This window comes from Kribbella koreensis (genome assembly GCF_039525325.1).
In the GTDB taxonomy this organism is placed as follows: Bacteria; Actinomycetota; Actinomycetes; order Propionibacteriales; family Kribbellaceae; genus Kribbella; species Kribbella koreensis.
This window is the reverse complement of the sequence record NZ_BAAAHK010000007.1, coordinates 658982-675041: the sequence shown is the minus strand read 5'-3', so window position 1 is coordinate 675041 and position 16060 is coordinate 658982. Positions and strand designations below refer to the sequence as shown.

Annotated in this window: 14 protein-coding genes; 10 read left to right on the top strand and 4 right to left on the bottom strand. The window is 67.5% G+C overall.

Going from position 1 to position 16060, the window contains the following annotated elements; all coding sequences use genetic code 11:
* Nucleotide 1 precedes the first annotated feature (1 nt).
* The 4 genes from glgX to ABD116_RS17260 all read left to right on the top strand — a co-directional run bounded on the left by glgX (nt 2) and on the right by ABD116_RS17260 (nt 7347).
* The gene (gene glgX, locus ABD116_RS17275) at nt 2–2119 is read left to right on the top strand and encodes a glycogen debranching protein GlgX (RefSeq protein WP_343970512.1); all 2118 of its coding nucleotides are present in this window, start codon (nt 2–4) and stop codon (nt 2117–2119) included.
* The gene (gene treY / locus ABD116_RS17270) at nt 2116–4521 is read left to right on the top strand and encodes a malto-oligosyltrehalose synthase (RefSeq protein ID WP_343970509.1); all 2406 of its coding nucleotides are present in this window, start codon (nt 2116–2118) and stop codon (nt 4519–4521) included. Before glgX ends, treY begins: the two co-directional genes overlap by 4 nt.
* Nucleotides 4508–6244, top strand: coding sequence for a malto-oligosyltrehalose trehalohydrolase (gene treZ / locus ABD116_RS17265; protein ID WP_343970506.1), 1737 nt, complete (start codon nt 4508–4510; stop codon nt 6242–6244). The genes treY and treZ overlap by 14 nt, the downstream gene beginning before the upstream one ends.
* Nucleotides 6245–6660: 416 nt before the next feature.
* Nucleotides 6661–7347, top strand: a complete 687-nt coding sequence (locus ABD116_RS17260; protein ID WP_343970502.1) for a hypothetical protein — start codon at nt 6661–6663, stop codon at nt 7345–7347.
* A 1-nt stretch (nt 7348) separates the two neighbouring features.
* Here the strand turns inward: ABD116_RS17260 and ABD116_RS17255 are convergent, their stop codons facing one another.
* On the bottom strand, nt 7349–7996 hold the full coding sequence (locus tag ABD116_RS17255) for a helix-turn-helix transcriptional regulator (RefSeq protein WP_343970499.1): 648 nt from the start codon (nt 7994–7996) through the stop codon (nt 7349–7351).
* A 161-nt stretch (nt 7997–8157) separates the two neighbouring features.
* On the bottom strand, nt 8158–10767 hold the full coding sequence (locus ABD116_RS17250; RefSeq protein ID WP_343970496.1) for a GNAT family N-acetyltransferase: 2610 nt from the start codon (nt 10765–10767) through the stop codon (nt 8158–8160).
* Between the two features lie 101 nt (nt 10768–10868).
* Here ABD116_RS17250 and ABD116_RS17245 point away from each other — a divergent pair, with 101 nt between their 5' ends.
* Complete coding sequence (locus ABD116_RS17245; protein ID WP_343970493.1) at nt 10869–11588, top strand: siderophore-interacting protein; 720 nt, start codon at nt 10869–10871, stop codon at nt 11586–11588.
* Between the two features lie 24 nt (nt 11589–11612).
* The gene (locus tag ABD116_RS17240) at nt 11613–12122 is read left to right on the top strand and encodes a GNAT family N-acetyltransferase (protein WP_343970490.1); all 510 of its coding nucleotides are present in this window, start codon (nt 11613–11615) and stop codon (nt 12120–12122) included.
* Here the strand turns inward: ABD116_RS17240 and ABD116_RS17235 are convergent.
* Complete coding sequence (locus ABD116_RS17235) at nt 12075–12692, bottom strand: TMEM175 family protein (protein WP_343970487.1); 618 nt, start codon at nt 12690–12692, stop codon at nt 12075–12077. The two genes, ABD116_RS17240 and ABD116_RS17235, sit on opposite strands and share 48 nt — an antisense overlap.
* Before the next feature lie 86 nt (nt 12693–12778).
* Here ABD116_RS17235 and ABD116_RS17230 point away from each other — a divergent pair, with 86 nt between their 5' ends.
* The 3 genes from ABD116_RS17230 to ABD116_RS17220 are packed head-to-tail and all read left to right on the top strand — an operon-like array spanning nt 12779 to nt 15152.
* Nucleotides 12779–14089: a sensor histidine kinase gene (locus tag ABD116_RS17230; RefSeq protein ID WP_343970484.1), complete on the top strand. Its 1311-nt coding sequence runs from the start codon at nt 12779–12781 to the stop codon at nt 14087–14089.
* Nucleotides 14086–14712 carry a response regulator gene (locus tag ABD116_RS17225; protein WP_343970481.1) on the top strand — a complete coding sequence of 209 codons (627 nt, stop codon included), beginning with the start codon at nt 14086–14088 and terminating at the stop codon, nt 14710–14712. Before ABD116_RS17230 ends, ABD116_RS17225 begins: the two co-directional genes overlap by 4 nt.
* 56 nt (nt 14713–14768) lie before the next feature.
* Entirely contained in the window at nt 14769–15152 is a 384-nt protein-coding gene (locus ABD116_RS17220) for a hypothetical protein (protein WP_343970478.1), read from the top strand.
* Nucleotides 15153–15154: 2 nt separating this feature from the next.
* On the opposite strand, the gene ABD116_RS17215 is transcribed toward ABD116_RS17220, so the two are convergent.
* A complete protein-coding gene (locus ABD116_RS17215; RefSeq protein WP_343970475.1) occupies nt 15155–15559 on the bottom strand; it encodes a VOC family protein in 405 nt (134 codons plus the stop codon).
* A gap of 63 nt (nt 15560–15622) precedes the next feature.
* Between ABD116_RS17215 and ABD116_RS17210 the strand changes: the two genes are divergently transcribed.
* Nucleotides 15623–16048: a MarR family winged helix-turn-helix transcriptional regulator gene (locus tag ABD116_RS17210; protein ID WP_343970472.1), complete on the top strand. Its 426-nt coding sequence runs from the start codon at nt 15623–15625 to the stop codon at nt 16046–16048.
* The last annotated feature ends 12 nt before the right edge of the window (nt 16049–16060 follow it).

The window sequence follows — 16060 nt, the reverse complement described above, 5'->3', positions numbered from 1 at the left end:
GGTGCAGAAATGGCCTGGTCGTCCTTATCCCCTCGGAGCCACCTACGACGGTTCCGGTACGAATTTCGCGCTGTTCTCGGAGGTTGCTCAGCAAGTTGACCTGGCACTGATCGGCGACGACGGGTCGGAGCAGCTGGTCCAGCTCACCGAGGTGGACGGGTTCGTCTGGCACGCCTACCTGCCCGCGGTGCAGCCCGGCCAGCGGTACGGGTACCGCGTGCACGGACCGTACGAGCCGAGCAACGGGCACCGGTGCAACCCGTCGAAGCTGCTGCTGGACCCGTACGCGAAGGCCATCGACGGGCAGGTGGACACCGACGAGTCGCTGTTCAGCTACCGGTTCGCCAAGCCCGACGAGCTGAACACGATGGACAACCGCGGTCACACCATGCTGTCGGTGGTCACCAACCCGTTCTTCGACTGGGGCAACGACCGGCCGCCGGGGCACGCCTACCACGAGACGGTGATCTACGAGGCGCACGTCAAGGGCCTGACCAAGACCCACCCGGGGCTGCCGGAGGAGATCCGCGGCACGTACGCCGCGATCGGCCACCCGGCGATCATCGAGCACCTCAAGGAGCTCGGGGTGACCGCGATCGAGCTGATGCCGGTGCACCAGTTCGCCCAGGACGGGCATCTGCAGGAGCGGAACCTGTCGAACTACTGGGGCTACAACACGATCGGCTTCTTCGCCCCGCACAACGCGTACTCGTCGCTCGGCGGCCGCGGCCAGCAGGTGACCGAGTTCAAGACGATGGTGCAGGCGCTGCACGAGGCCGACATCGAGGTGATCCTCGACGTCGTCTACAACCACACCGCCGAAGGCAACGAGTTCGGCCCGACGCTGTCCTTCAAGGGCATCGACAACGCCGCGTACTACCGGTTGGTGGACTCGGACAAGTCGCACTACTACGACACCACCGGTACCGGGAACAGCCTGCTGATGCGGCACCCGCACGTGCTGCAACTCATCATGGACTCGCTGCGCTACTGGGTCACCGAGATGCACGTGGACGGCTTCCGGTTCGACCTCGCGTCGACGCTGGCCCGTCAGTTCCACGAAGTGGACCGGCTGTCGGCCTTCTTCGACCTGGTCCAGCAGGACCCGGTGGTCAGCCAGGTCAAGCTGATCGCCGAGCCGTGGGACGTCGGCGACGGCGGCTACCAGGTGGGCAACTTCCCGCCGCTGTGGACCGAGTGGAACGGGAAGTACCGCGACACCGTGCGGGACTTCTGGCGTGGTGAGAAGTACACCCTGGCCGAGTTCGGGTCCCGGCTGACCGGCTCGTCCGACCTGTACCGCGACGACAGCCGCCGGCCGCTGGCGAGCATCAACTTCATCACCGCGCACGACGGCTTCACGCTGCGCGACCTGGTCTCGTACAACGAGAAGCACAACGAGGCCAACGGCGAGGGCGGCAACGACGGCGAGAGCCACAACCGGTCCTGGAACTGCGGTGTCGAGGGTGAGACAGACGACCCGGCGATCCGGCAGTTGCGGGCCAAGCAGCAGCGCAACTTCCTGGCCACGCTGCTGATCTCGCAGGGTGTGCCGATGCTGGCGCACGGCGACGAGCAGGGCCGGACCCAGTCGGGCAACAACAACGTCTACTGCCAGGACAACGAGCTCGCCTGGGTGAACTGGGACCTTGACGAGGAGCAGCAGGACCTGCTGGAGTTCACTGGTCAGCTGGTCCGGTTGCGCAACGAGCACCCGGTGTTCCGGCGCCGCCGGTTCTTCCACGGCGACCAAGGGGTCGACGGGCTGGGCGACCTGGTCTGGTTCACCCCCGAGGGCCAGGAGATGCAGGACGCCGACTGGAGCCGCGACGACGCCCGTGCGGTGGCGGTGTTCCTCAACGGCGACGCGATCTCGGAGCCGGACCCCCGCGGCGAACCGGTGGTCGACGACTCGTTCCTGATCCTGCTGAACAGCAACTACGAGGCCGAGGACTTCCTGCTGCCTGCCAAGGAGTACGGCGAGGCCTGGTCGGTGGTCGTGGACACCGTCAGACCGACGGGGCGTGCGCAGGAGCTGGAGCACGCTGCCGGGACCACCGTCCGGATCGAGGACCACGGCATGCTCGTCCTGACGAGGCCGCGGCAGGCAGCGCAGTGAGTGCGGTCCCGCAGGCTACCTATCGAGTGCAGATCCGTGCGGACTTCGGCTTCGACGCCGCGGCCGAGGTCGTCCCGTACCTGCACGGCCTCGGGATCTCGCACATCTACCTGTCCCCGATCCTGCAGGCAGCGCCCGGCTCCGCCCACGGGTACGACGTCGTGGACCACAGCAGGTTGTCCGAGCCGGCCGGTGGGCGGCCTGCCTTCGACCGGCTCGCCGATCGGCTGGCCGACCATCGCATGGGGGCGATCGCGGACGTAGTACCGAATCATGTGGCTGTGCCGACTCCTGCTCGGCTCAACGCTGCGCTGTGGTCGGTACTACGGGATGGGCCGGGCTCGCCTTACGCCGAGTGGTTCGACGTCGACTGGGGGTCGGGCAACCAGCCGCTCCTGATGGCAGTGCTCGGGCAGCGGATCGGCAAGGTGCTCGCCGACGGTGAGCTGTCCGTGGACGGCGATGTCCTCCGGTACTACGACCACGAGTACCCCCTGCGCCCTGGCACCGAGAACCTGCCGATCGCCGAGCTGGTGACCGAGCAGTGGTACCGGCTGGCGCACTGGAAGGTCGCCGACGAGGAGCTGAACTACCGGCGCTTCTTCGACGTGGACACCCTGGCTGCCATCCGGGTGGAGAACCAGGAGGTCTTCGAGGCCACCCACGAGCTGCTGTTCTCGCTACTGCACGAGGGCAAGCTCACCGGCTTCCGTATCGACCACCCGGACGGCCTGGCCGACCCGCGTGGCTACTTGCGCCGGCTGGCCGAGCGTACGGGCGGCGCCTGGGTAGTAGTCGAGAAGATCCTCGAGGGGTCGGAAGAGCTGCCGGGGGACTGGCCATGCGCGGGCACTACCGGCTACGACGCACTACTGCGGGTCGGTGGGCTCTTCGTCGACCCTGCTGGAGCAGCACCGCTCTCGGCCTTCCACTCGGAGCTCACCGGCGAGCCTGCCGACTTCGCTCAGGTAGTGGAGCAGGCGAAGCGCGAGGTGGTGAAGCACGGCCAGTACGCCGAGGTGCACCGGCTCGTGGAGCTACTGGCGCGCATCTGCCAGGACGACGTGCGGCTGCGCGACCACACTCGTCGCGCGTTCCATGCGGTGGTTGTCGAGCTGCTGGTCAACTTCGATCGGTACCGGGCTTACGTAGTACCGGGTGAGCAGCCTGATCAGACTGCTGTCCACGCCATGGAGCATGCGACCGAGTTGGCTCGGCGCAACCTGGATGAGGACCAGCAGGAGACTCTGGAGCTGGTGCGGGACCTGCTGCTGGGGCGTGAGGCCGGCACTGCGAGTCGTATCGATGAGCATGCTCGCTATGAGCTGATCGTGCGGTTCCAGCAGACTTGTGGGCCGGTGATGGCCAAGGGGATCGAGGACACCGCGTTCTACCGGTGGTTCCGGCTGACGTCGCTGAACGAGGTCGGCGGGGATCCGTCGCACTTCGGGGTGTCGCCCGAGGAGTTCCATGCTTTCGCGGCCCGGCTGAACGATCGCTGGCCACGGACGATGACGACGCTGTCCACACACGACACCAAGCGGTCCGAGGACGTCCGGGCGCGGTTGGGGGTGCTGTCCGAGCAGCCGGCGGCCTGGACGGAGGCGGTGCGCTCGTGGCGGACGTTGTCGGAGCCGTATCGCGATTCGGGGCTGGACGGGAGTACGGAGTACCTGGTCTGGCAGACGTTGTTCGGGACCTGGGATGACGGTCCGATCGCCGAGGAACGCTTGCAGGCTTACGTGTTGAAGGCTGTGCGGGAGGCGAAGCGGCATACGAGCTGGACGTCGTCGGACGCGGAGTACGAGTCCTCGGTTGCGGCCTTCATCACGGGGGTGCTGGGAGACTCCAGTGTGCTGAAAGCTGTTGGGCACTTCGCTGCCGGGCAGTCGGAGTATGTGCGGGCGGCGACGCTCGGGCAGAAGCTGGTGCAGCTGACCATGCCGGGCGTGCCTGACGTGTACCAGGGCACGGAGCTGGTTGACCTCTCGCTGGTCGACCCGGACAACCGGCGGCCGGTGGACTACTCGGCGCGCGTAGAGCGTCTTGCGCGCCTTGACGCCGGTGCGCGTCCTCACGACCTGTCGCAAGAGAAACTCCTGGTCACAACGAAGGCCCTGCGACTACGCCGCCAGCACCCCGAGGCGTTCGCCGGTAGCTACAAACCGCTTCCCACCTCCAGCGGGCACGCGGTCGCCTACTGCCGGGGTGAGTCAGTGGTGACGATCGCTACCCGGCTGCCGGTGGCCCTGCATCGGCTGGGCGGCTGGGGAGACAGCACGGTCGTACTACCGGACGGGAACTGGCAGGACGTGTTGACCGGCCGCGCAGTGGGTAGTGGATCGGCTCGCATTCACGAGCTGCTGGAGGAACTACCGGTGGCACTACTTGTCAGGAGCTGATGGCTTGCACACCTTCACTGTCTGGGCGCCTTCTGCTTCTACTGTTTCTTTGGTTCTTGAAGACTCTTTGGAGATGCGGCGGGCTGACGGAGGGTGGTGGGAGCTGTCGGTAGCCTCTGCCGGGCATGGGACGCCTTATGCGTTCTCGGTCGACGGTGGTGAGCCGATGCCTGATCCGCGGAGTGCTTGGCAGCCGTCTGGCGTGCATGGGCCCAGCCAGGTCTTCGACTCGTCGCTGTTCGAGTGGAGCGACGCTGGTTGGGGCGGGCGGGACGTGCGGGGTGCTGTGTTCTATGAGCTGCACCTGGGGACGTTCACGCCGGAGGGGACGCTGGAGGCGGCTGCTGGGCGGCTGGATCACCTTGTGGCGTTGGGGGTTGAGGTCGTCTCGCTGATGCCGGTCGCTGCGTTCCCTGGGCGGCATGGCTGGGGGTACGACGGCGTCGACCTGTATGCGGTGCATGAGCCGTACGGCGGGCCCGGTGAGTTGCAGCGGTTTGTGGATCGGTGTCATGCGGCCGGGCTGGCTGTGTGCCTGGACGTTGTCTACAACCATCTTGGGCCGAGTGGGAACTACCTCGGGTCCTTCGGGCCTTATTTCACGTCCAAGCACACGACGCCGTGGGGGCCGGCGGTGAATCTCGATGATGTCGGTAGTTCCGAGGTACGCCGGTGGATCTGCGACAACGCGCTGCGGTGGTACCGGGAGTTCCATCTCGACGCGTTGCGGCTGGATGCGGTGCATGCGTTCGTCGATGACAGTCCTCAGCATCTGCTGCAGCAGTTGTCGTTGGAGACTGCTGCCTTGTCGGTTGAGTTGGGGCGGCCGTTGGGGCTGGTGGCCGAGTCGGATCTCAACGATCCGCGCACGGTCGAGCCGGTGAGCGACGGTGGGATGGGGATGACGGCGCAATGGAGTGACGACTTCCACCACGCGTTGCATGTGCTGCTGACCGGGGAGAAGACCGGCTACTACGAGGACTTCGCCGAGCCGGGGGCTTTTGCCAAGACGCTGACCCAGGTGTTCTTCCACGACGGGTCGTACTCGACCTTTCGGGGCAAGGACTGGGGGCGGCCGGTGGATCCCTCCAAGCATCGGGGAGGGGAGTTCCTCGCCTACTCGTCGAACCACGACCAGGTCGGCAACCGGGCGCTGGGCGATCGGCCGGCGCTGACGCCGGGGCAGTTGGCGATCGGGGCTGCCTTGGTGATCACTTCGCCGTACACGCCGATGCTTTTCATGGGTGAGGAGTGGGGCGCGTCGACGCCTTTCCTCTACTTCACCGATCACACCGAACCGGCGCTCGCCGACGCCGTGCGGGTCGGGCGGCGGCAGGAGTTCGCGGCGTTCGGGTGGGACGCGGAGGAGATCCCGGACCCGCAGGATCCGGAGACCTGGCGTCGCTCGGTGCTCTCGTGGAGCGAGGCCGATCAGTCGCCGCATTCTGAGCTGCTGGGGTGGTACCGGGAGTTGCTGGCGTTCCGGGCTTCCAGCGAGGACCTGCGAGACGATCGGCTGGCGTCGGTGGGGATCTCGTCGGGGGATTCGTGGCTGGTGGTTCGGCGCGGGGCCGTGCGGGTGGTGGTGAACCTGTCGGCCGAGGAGGCGGTGGTGCCGGTGGAGGGCTTACCGGCGTACGAGGTGATGTCTTTCGGAACGGCTGCCATCGTCACGGACGGTGTTCAAATCTCGGGTGAGAGCGTTGCCATCTTCGCAGGCTGAAAGATTTCTCCGTCAAGAAAGTGTTGACGAAATACGCCCGTAACGCCTTTGCTCGTTGGAAAGTCTGGACAAACCTGAGACTTTGTCCGAATTTCGTGGGTAGTTCGAGAATCGCTTGTATTCGGCTCTGTGGTGACGGACTGTAGAAGAGGCCAGCAGGAGCCGTGACCGGGGGGACGACCGGGAGGACACCTATGACTGTCGGAGGCGTTGACACCTACTACGACTACGAAGAGAAGCAGTGGAAGAGCAGGAGGCTAGGCGGCGGCCCCATCCCCCGCGGCCCAGTCTGCCCAGCACCACGCACCGTAGATCATCCACCGGCGGACCGCCGCCAGCCCACTCGGGACCACCACGCCAAAGAAGACAAAGTCCAGGTCTGACCCAGCGACCCCTGGGCGGGGTTAGCCTTCGGCATGGTCTCGGCGCTGGTGACGTGGGGTCTCATCCTCGATCGCTCACTAGCTGAGATCGCTGCCACCTCCGCGAACCCTGAGACCTTCGACGGACACCTCGTCAACCGGATCGCGGACGTCTGGGACAACAACACCGTGCCGTTCTTCGGCGCCGCTCTGGCGCGGACCAAACGCCGCCGCGAACACCTCGCCGAAGCCGGCCTCCTCTGGATGGCCGACTTCGGCCCGGACCGCCGCGCCTGGGCACTGACCCACACCACCGCCCTCGGCTACCAGCTCAACCTCCCCGAGCTGACCCCGAACCACCCGTACGCCGCCGAGCCGGCCGAGACCGGCCCGATCCACGGCGTCGCACGCGTTGCCGTTCGCCTCCTCCACTGGGCGATGATCGAGACCCGAGTCGTCGGCTTCCTCGCCCTGGAGGGCAACACGGACAAAGCCGAAACCCCAGTCCACGCCCTGAGCCTCGCCTTCGCAGGCACCGGCACAGCCGTCATCAAGGCCGGCAGCTCCCGCTTCAACCGCGACGCAGCCTTCCTGACCCTCATCACCAGCTGGCTCAACTCCAGCCCTGAAGCCCGTGAGTGGTTCCGCCATCAGCTGCAGGAGCTCGCCACCTTCGACCACGAAGACCCAGCCGTCCAGACCGCGGCCGCTGACATTCTTCGGGCTGCGGCCGATGGCTGAGTCAGCTTGCCTGGTCCAGGAGCCAGCCGCGGTCGGCTGCTTTTACGCCGGCCTGGAAGCGGCTGCGGGCGCCGAGGCGGTTCATGAGTTGCGCGACCATCCGGCGTACCGTCCGGACCGAGATGCCGAGTTGGGCGGCGGCGAGCTCGTCGGTGGCGCCGAGCGCCAGTAGCCGCAGCATCTCCTTCTCGCGTCCGGACAAGCCGGTGCCGACCGGGGCGTCGCAGTCGGCCAGCGGTACGGCGTCAGGCCAGACCCGCTCGAACAGCTCGGCAGCGGTCGTCACCACGCTGCTCAGTCGCAGTACTGCGACGCTGCCGTTGGTCGTGTCGGCCGGGAGGACCGCGATCGAGTTGTCGATGACCAGCGCGTTCATCGGCACCATCGGCACGGTACGGACGGCCACGCCCGCCAGGGACATCGCACCGAGGTGCCGGCACCGCGTCGGCGCGGTACGGGCGGTGTCGGGATAGATCACGCGGTAACGGATGCCCGGGCGGACGTCCCGTGGACCGAAGGCCGGTCCGGTGGGAGACAGGTTGCTCATCGCGAGTACCGAGTCCTGGGCGGCGGCCAGGAGGGTGGCGACCCCGTCCTGGGCCGGGACCTGGCGGAAGCCTGTCGGGCGGTTCAGCAAGGTGACAGTCATGAGAATGGACCCCCAAAGGTGGCGTGCGCGACGGTCTGGGGCGGCGTTTGCGCTGGGTGACCGTTCATGACGCCTACGATCCGGGGCGGCGATGACATTTCGATGACATGCGAGGCCGGCGCACTGACTGCGGTTGTGTGACCTGGCCGCTTGAGCCGGGCTCAGCCGCCCAGGAAAGCTGTGCGGGTGAGGAAGGCCAGTTGGGTGGTTTTGGGGGTGCCGTCGTGTTGGGTGTAGGTGGTGATGGGGCCGAGGGTGAAGCCGGTGCGGGTCATCCGGGTGATGGCCGGGGTGTTGGCGGCGTCGGGGTCGGCGACGACGCGGGGGTGGCCGTGGTGCTGGAAGATGAAGGTGCCTAGGGCAATGAAGAGGTTGCCGGTGAAGTCGGGGCGGCTCTCGCCGGGGGCGATGAGGAAGTGCAGGCCGAGGTCGCCGGGTTCGACCTGGTATGCCGTTCCGACTGGATCGGCTTGCGGGTCGTAGGTGTGGAAGAGGGCGACCGGGGTGCCGGCGAGTTCGGCGACGTAGGCGTGATGGGTGGGGACGGAGTCGAGGAACTCGTACGTGGCAAGGACTTCCTCGGGCGTCTGGCCGGTCATGCCCCAGAAGGAGGCGCGGTCGGCGGTGACCCATGCGTGGATGAGGTCCAGGTCTTCCGTGGGCACCACCGGGCGGATCCGTACCAGGCCGAAGCCGTCGACCTGGTGCTCGAAGGTTTGGTCCTCGGCTGTCAGGGCGCCGTTGACGGGCGCGAGGTCGCCGCGGAGCCACAGTGGGAGCTGGTCGTGGTGGTGCGCGTCGCCGAGTACGCCGGAAGCGCCGAGCGGGACGATCCACGCGCTGTTGTCGCGGTCGGCGACGTCCCAGGCGTAGCGGGCCGCGGAGGCGCGGATGCAGACGTCGGTCAGGCCGGGCAGGCTCGAGGTGGACATCACGCAGTGGTGGTCGCCGGACAGTGCGAATTCGTAGTGCTCTTCTCCCTTGGCGAAGACCGGTCCCCGCAGTGCGTGCAAGGGAGCCAACTGATGGGTCTCCCCCCACGGGCCGCGCGGCTTTTGGTGGGCGACCTCTTCCAGGGCTTCGCGGGCCAGCCAGTTGACGTTGACGTCGGGAAGTTTGGCCGCGATCAGGCTTTCCAGCGCGAAGTAGGTGTGGGCGGTCGTGTCGAGATAGGGGACGAACACCTCGGGGACGTCCACGTCCTGATCGAGGACGGCGAGGGTCGGGTGCTCGGCGAGGCGGCGTACCAGTGCCTTGCGGAGGGCGGCGTAGCTGGAGGCTTCGGTGCTGGCGGCGTCCATCCGCTGGTCCCAGGCGAGGAGGCGCTCGCGCAGAGTGGTTGCCTCGGGCGACAAGTCTTGGTGGTCCTTGAGGAGATCGAGCAGCGAATCGGCTGAGCCCAGGAGGGTGTCCCGGTGGATGAGCGGCATCGTCTCGACGGTCCAGTCGGCCCGCTCGTGGAGTAGGTCGGTGATTCTGTCGTAGCGGTGCGGAGCGGCGTAGTCGACGCCGAGCGGCTCGGCGAGGTGGCGGGTGTTGGCCATCGCCACGGCGTCGTCAACCGTTGCCCGGGGCATCGACTCGTGCCAGCCCTGCCACTGATGCTCCGCTTTCCAGGCCGGTACTACGCGCAGGCGATTGTCGTCGTGCCGAATCGGGACAAGGCCTGCCGTGCGGTGCAGCAGGCCGCCTGCGGTGTCGGCTGCCATCAGGACGTTGACCGGCTCGACCCAGCGGTCGACGGCCGCGTCGACGTCGGCGACGGTGGTTGCCTTGAGCAGCTTGGGAAGGACCTCGAAGCCGATTCGGTGAGTGACTCGTGGTGGGTAGCGCAAGCTGATCGCCTGCGACTGGTCCGGGCCGCCGATGATGACCGGGCCGCGGGCTGTTTCGATCAGCTCGATCTCGACGGGGTCAGCGCCGGCGATCTCGACCTGCTCGGTGTGCCGGGTGGCGGGCTGCCAGCCGTCGGGGCCGAGCGCCTCCACGGCGGTGCTGCCGGCCGTGGTGCGGCGGAGCTGTTCGGAGTACAGGTCCTGGTAGTCGGACATTGCGTTGGTGATCGCCCAGGCGACGCTGCCGGTGTGGCCGAAGTGGGCAAGGCCGGGGATGCCGGGGACCGCGAGGCCGATGACGTCGTACTCGGGGCAGGCGAGCCGGATCTGCTGGTAGACGCCGGGGCTCTCGATGTAGCGATGGGGGTCGCCGGCGATGATCGGCGTACCGGCTGCCGTCCGGTGGCCGGGGATCAGCCAGCCGTTGCTGCCGGCGGTGTCCGGGCCTTCGGCGTTGAAGAGGTCGAGGTAGTCGTCGCCGAGGTGGCCGGCGACGTGCTCGCGCCAGAGCTTGGTGGGGAAGCCGGCGAACAGGATGTGGATCGCCATCCAGATCGCGAGCGGCGCCCACGGTTGCCACTGCTGCGGGGTGAGGCCGGTCTGGGCGAACTCGGGTGCGCGCAGGGCGGCGCCGGGCAGGCTGTGGTTGACGCCGTCGACGTAGGCCGAGACCCACTCGCGAGTGTCGTCGTCGAGGTTCTCCCAGCAGCGCTGGGCGGTGTCGGCGAGGCGAGCCTGGCGGGCGAAGGTGTCCCAGCTGAGCGCTTCGGGGCCGAGGAATGCGGCGCTGGTGCCGAGTGCGCGGCGGTGTTCGAGCTCGAGCTGCCAGGCCCGGTCGGTGGCGGCGTTGCGGCCCTGGAGATAGGCGAGTGCGAGCGGCTCGCCGGCTCTCAAGTGCGGTACACCCCAGGGGTCCCGGTCGACCTTGGCGTTCACTCGTCATCCTCGCGTTGGTTAGGTTAGGCTGCGCTAACTTACAAGTCAGATTGTTCGGCTGCAACCGCCTTATTCTCGCTGGATCGGAAGGGACGTGCGTTGTGGGGCATGGCTGGGAGGGTGTCGTCCTCAAGCTGTTCCGGGGCAAGGACTTCGTATTCACGGTGACGGGTGCCGAACAGGTCACCGAGCGCTACCGCCGGGTGCACTTCACCGACGGCGGGCTGCTCGGGGCGGTCGGGGTGCACCCGACGATGTGGGTGCGGCTGTGGTTCGAGCACGCGGGCAAGCCGCATCAGCGGGCGTACACGCTGGTCGATCCTGATGTCGCGGCGGGGACTTTCAGCATGGAGTTCGCGCTGCATGAAGGGATCGCGAGCGACTGGTCGCTGTCCGCGAAGGCGGGTGACACGATCGAGGCGACGCTGCAGGGGACGGACTTCGCCGTACCGGATCCGCTGCCGCCGCGGCTGCTGGTGATCGGCGACCCGGCGTCGCTGCCGGCCATCAACTCGCTGCTCGCGGTGGCGCCGAAGCTGCCGGCGACCATCTTCTTCGAGACGACGCACGACTCCGACGCTGAGCTGCCGCTGCGGATCGATCCTTCGCACCACGAGCTGCGGACGGTACCGCGCGAGGGTGACCAGCTGGTCGCCGAGGTGAAGGCGAGTCTGCCCGGGTTGATCGACGATCCGGCGAGCACGTTCGTGTGGGTCGCCTGCGACACGAAGACGACGCGCACGCTCACGACGTACCTGCTGAAGGAACTGTCCCTCCCGAAGGACCGTGTGAAAGCACTCGGATATTGGCGCGCAGCCTGAGGTGTAGGCGGATAGCGTGGCCGGGTGATTCGTGTTCTGGACCTGACGGATGTGGCTACTGCTGAGCGGGTGCTGGTGGTGCAGCGGCTGGCCTATGCGGTGGAGGCTGCGCTGATCGGGTTCGACGGGATACCTCCGTTGCATGAGGATCTGGCCGGGTTGATGGCTTCGTCGGAGCACTGGCTTGGGCGTTACTCCGATGATGGCGAGCTGGTTGCCGCGGTCGCCTATGAGCTGCCGGATCCGGAGACGGTCGAGATCAGCCGGCTGGTCGTCGATCCGGCGCACGCTCGGCGCGGGCACGGGCGGGCATTGCTGGATCAGCTCGATTCGCTCGAGCCGCGCCCGGTCAGCCTCGTCTCAACCGGCACGGCGAACGCGCCCGCGGTCAACCTGTACCTCTCCCGCGGCTACAGCGCCGATGCCGAGGTGGAGATCGCTCCGGGAGTCACCATCACGCAGTTCTCCCGCCACCTTCCTGGCTGCTCAGCCGCGGGTGCGGAGTTGTTCGAAGCCGTAGTAGACGGCGAGTAGGAACAGGACGAGCAGGGTGATCGGGGCCGAGATGAAGGAGAGGCCGATCGCCGCGGCGTAGAGGAGGGTGCCGACGGAGTAGCGCAGGACGGAGCTGCGTTGTTCGGCGGGAGTCATCTCGTGGTCGACGAGGTGGTTGCGGAGGGCATGCCACCAGATCGCGCTGAAGAAGATGGCGGCCAGGGTGAGGTTGGTGCTGTAGACGGCGGCCGCGACGTGCGCGTTGGTGCCCTCGTCTTGCAGGAACTCGGCGAAGAGGTTCGTCGGGAACGGCAGCAGGGCGGCCCAGAGCAGCAGGCCGAGGTTGAGGAACATCAGGCCGCGGTCGGCGCGCTGGATCTGCCGGAACATCGAGTGATGGTTGATCCACATGATGCCGAGGATCGCGAAGCTGGTCAGGTACGCGCCGAACTGCGGCCACTCGTCGACCAGTGCGGGCCAGAGTCGTTCACCCGGCTCGAGGTCGGGGATGTGCAGCTCGAGGACGAGCAGGGTGATGGCGATGGCGAAGATGCCGTCGCTGAAAGCCTCGATCCGAGAGGTCTCGGCGAGGTCCGGCTGTGCGTTCACGCGGCGAGTCTGACATCTGGGCGGGCGGTGGTACTAGGACTTTTGTCGGGCTGCCGTGGCGGGGGCGGCGCGCATACGATCGCTGGATGGTCGATGAGCGCGCGCCGGTGTCCACGGTCGGGTTGCTGGTGCGCTTCACCGCGGCAGGGGTGATCGTGCTGCTCTCACTGGCCGCGCTGATCGCCTACATCGCACGCCAGGCCGGTACCGAGCAGGCGAGCGAGTCCGCTCGTGAGGTGACCTATGTGACCGCCCGTGGCGTCGTCGAGCCACGGCTGGACGCCAATGTGGTGGCTGGGCAACCAGCAGCGCTCCAGGCGTTCGACAGTGCCATGCGCCGGTACGTACTGCAGGGCTCACTGGTCCGGGTGAAGCTGTGGAGCGCCGACGGGAAGATCGTGTACTCCGATGAGCCACGCCTGATCGGCCAGACGTTCCCGCTGGACCCGGACGAGACCGAGGCGCTCCGGATCCAGGGCAGCAGTGAGTCCGAGGTCAGCGACCTCAGTCGGCCGGAGAACCAGTTCGAGATCCCGTACAAGAAGCTGCTCGAGGTGTACGTCGGGGTGCGCGGCCCTGGAGACGAACCGATGCTCTTCGAGGCCTACTTCCAGTACCAAGCGGTCACCCAGGCCGGGCAGGCCGCATGGAAGCGGTTCGCCCCGCCCTCATTGGGCGCGTTGCTCCTGCTGGAGCTGGTGCAGATCCCCTTCGCCTGGTCGCTCGCCCGCCGGGTGCAGCGGCAGCAGCGGGACCGGGAGCGACTACTGCAGCATGCGGTGGATGCCTCCGACGCAGAGCGACGGCGGATCGCCGGAGAGCTCCACGACGGGGTAGTGCAGGAGCTGACCGGCCTCAACTACGCCCTGGATGCCATGCGGCTGGGCAAGCCGACAGAGGGCCAGCGGGCGGAGCTGATCGCAGACAGCGCGACCAGGTTGCGGGGCAGTATCGGCTCACTGCGCACGCTGCTGGTCGACATCTACCCGCCCAACCTGGCCGAGGAGGGGCTCGCGTCCGCTCTGGCCGAGCTTGCGGCGGGCTTGGAGCGCACAGGGGTCGCAGTACGGCTTGAGACCGAAGGGGCGGAGGATCTACCGCCTGCTGTGGCAGCACTGTTGTTCCGGGCGGCGCAAGAGATCGTACGGAACGTTGCTGCGCACAGTGGGGCTCAAGAGGTGCTCATCCAGGCCGGGCGCGTCAGTGGCAAGGCGACTCTTGTGGTTGACGACAACGGACGTGGGTTCGACGAGGCCAGGTTGGATGAGCGGAGCAGCGACGGACACCTCGGGCTGCGGTCGATCGGCGATCTACTGGCTGAGTCAGGTGGCATGCTGACCGTACGGGCCGCGCCAGGCCAGGGGACGCGAGTGGAAGTCGAGGTGCCGGTCAGATGATCCGGGTACTCATCGTCGATGACCACGCGATCGTACGGACGGGGCTGGCGCAGTTGCTCGGTACCACCGACGACCTGGAGCTGGCCGGCGCTACCGGCGATGGCGACGAGGCGGTGGTGCTCGCGGCCGAGTTGAAACCGGACGTCGTGCTCATGGACCTGTCGATGCCCGGGACGGACGGGGTGACCGCTACTGCGCGCATCGTGGCACAGGACCCGGCCGCGCACGTGCTGGTGCTGACCTCCTTCAGTGATCAGACACGGATCCTCGATGCGCTGCAGGCCGGGGCCGAGGGCTATCTGCTGAAGCACAGCGAGCCGGAGGTGATCCTGGCCGGCATCCGGGAGGTCGTATCCGGTGGTTCGCCGCTGGACCCGAAGGCTGCGCGCGTACTGCTGACCAACCGGCGCAGTCCTGGGCCAGAGCTCAAGCTGACCGGGCGGGAGCAGGAGGTGCTCGACATGGTCGCCGACGGTCTGCCGAACAAGCTGATCGCCCGCCGGATGGGTATCAGCGAACGCACGGTCAAAGCGCACCTCACCAACATCTTCCAGCGGCTGGGTGTCACCGACCGCACCCAGGCGGCGCTCTGGGCGCAGCGCCAGCGCCGGGCCGAGCAGTAGGTACTAGTACCAAGGTCCGATGGTCTGGACTCGCCTACTAGGCCCACTATCGACGTATGGACCCAGAGCACCGCCCGATAGTCCTGCAGAGCCAGCGGCCCGCCACGGAGTCCGCACGGTCGACCCGCTACCTCGCCTGGGTCGGTACCGGCGTGCTCGGCCTCATCGCAGCAGTCGGCCTAATCGCCGGTACTACGGCCGTCTGGTCAGCCTTCGACCCCGGCACCCCCGGCCAGTCGCCCGCCCCGCTCTGGTTCCCGCCGCCCGCCACCGTCCACCCCAAGCCTGCCGCCGTGACCACCACCCCCGACGACCACGGCGGCCGTCGGGATGACCCGACAACGACCCCTACCTCCACCACCCGCACCACGGAGCCCGGCGACGACCGGGGAGGCGGCAAAGGCAAGTCCTCGGAGCACGGCTCCAAAGGACGCAACTGAGGTCAGTAAGACTGCAGCTCCAGTAGGTTGCCTTCGGGGTCGCGGAGGTGGGCGGTGCGTAGGTTGGGGCCCCACTGTGGGCGGTCCTGGGCCTCGGCGACCACCGTGCCGCCGTATTGCGTGAAGACCTTCACCGCCGCATCCACCTCGTCCACCTTGAAGACGAGCATCGACCGGTCCTGGGCCGGTACTTCGGCAGCCAACTCGCCCGTGCCGACTGTGCCGGCGATCATCGAGCGCCCGAAGAGCACCAGGCCCGCCTGGCCGTCGAGATCCCAGTTCGCGTAGCTCGCCTCGGGCACCACCTTGACCGGTTCCACGCCGAACAGCGACGCCAGCACGCCGCGGTAGAACTCCACGCTGGCAGGGAAGTCGCGGACCAGCAGCCGCGGGTAGAGCGCATCCATCGTCGACTCTCCGAAAGATTAGTGGGTGAACACCAACTATTGGTCGAAGCCTACAATATGCCGATGGAGACGCTGCTGGGAACGACCACCTTCGTGCTGCACAAGGTGGCGGTGGCGAGCCGCCGGGCGATCGCCGACCGGCTGGGCGGCAAGCCCGGGCTCACGCTGTGGCAGTTCGCCGCGCTCGCCGAGCTCGACGACCAGGGCCCGGTCGCGCAGAACGCGCTCGCGACGGCGCTGGGAATGGACCCGAGCGACATGGTCCGGCTGATGGACGAGCTGGTCGACCGGCGGCTGGTGGCGCGGGATCGCGACCCGGTCGATCGGCGGCGCTACCGGGTGACGTTGACGGCCGGTGGGCGCAAGGCGCTGGCGGCTGGGCGGAGCGTAGTACGGGAGGTTGAAAAGGCGACGCTGGCGCCGTTGACGGCGGCCGAACGGGCAATGCTGCACGACCTCGCGGTGAAGATCCACCGGCGAGATCGGTGACCTCTGTCAATA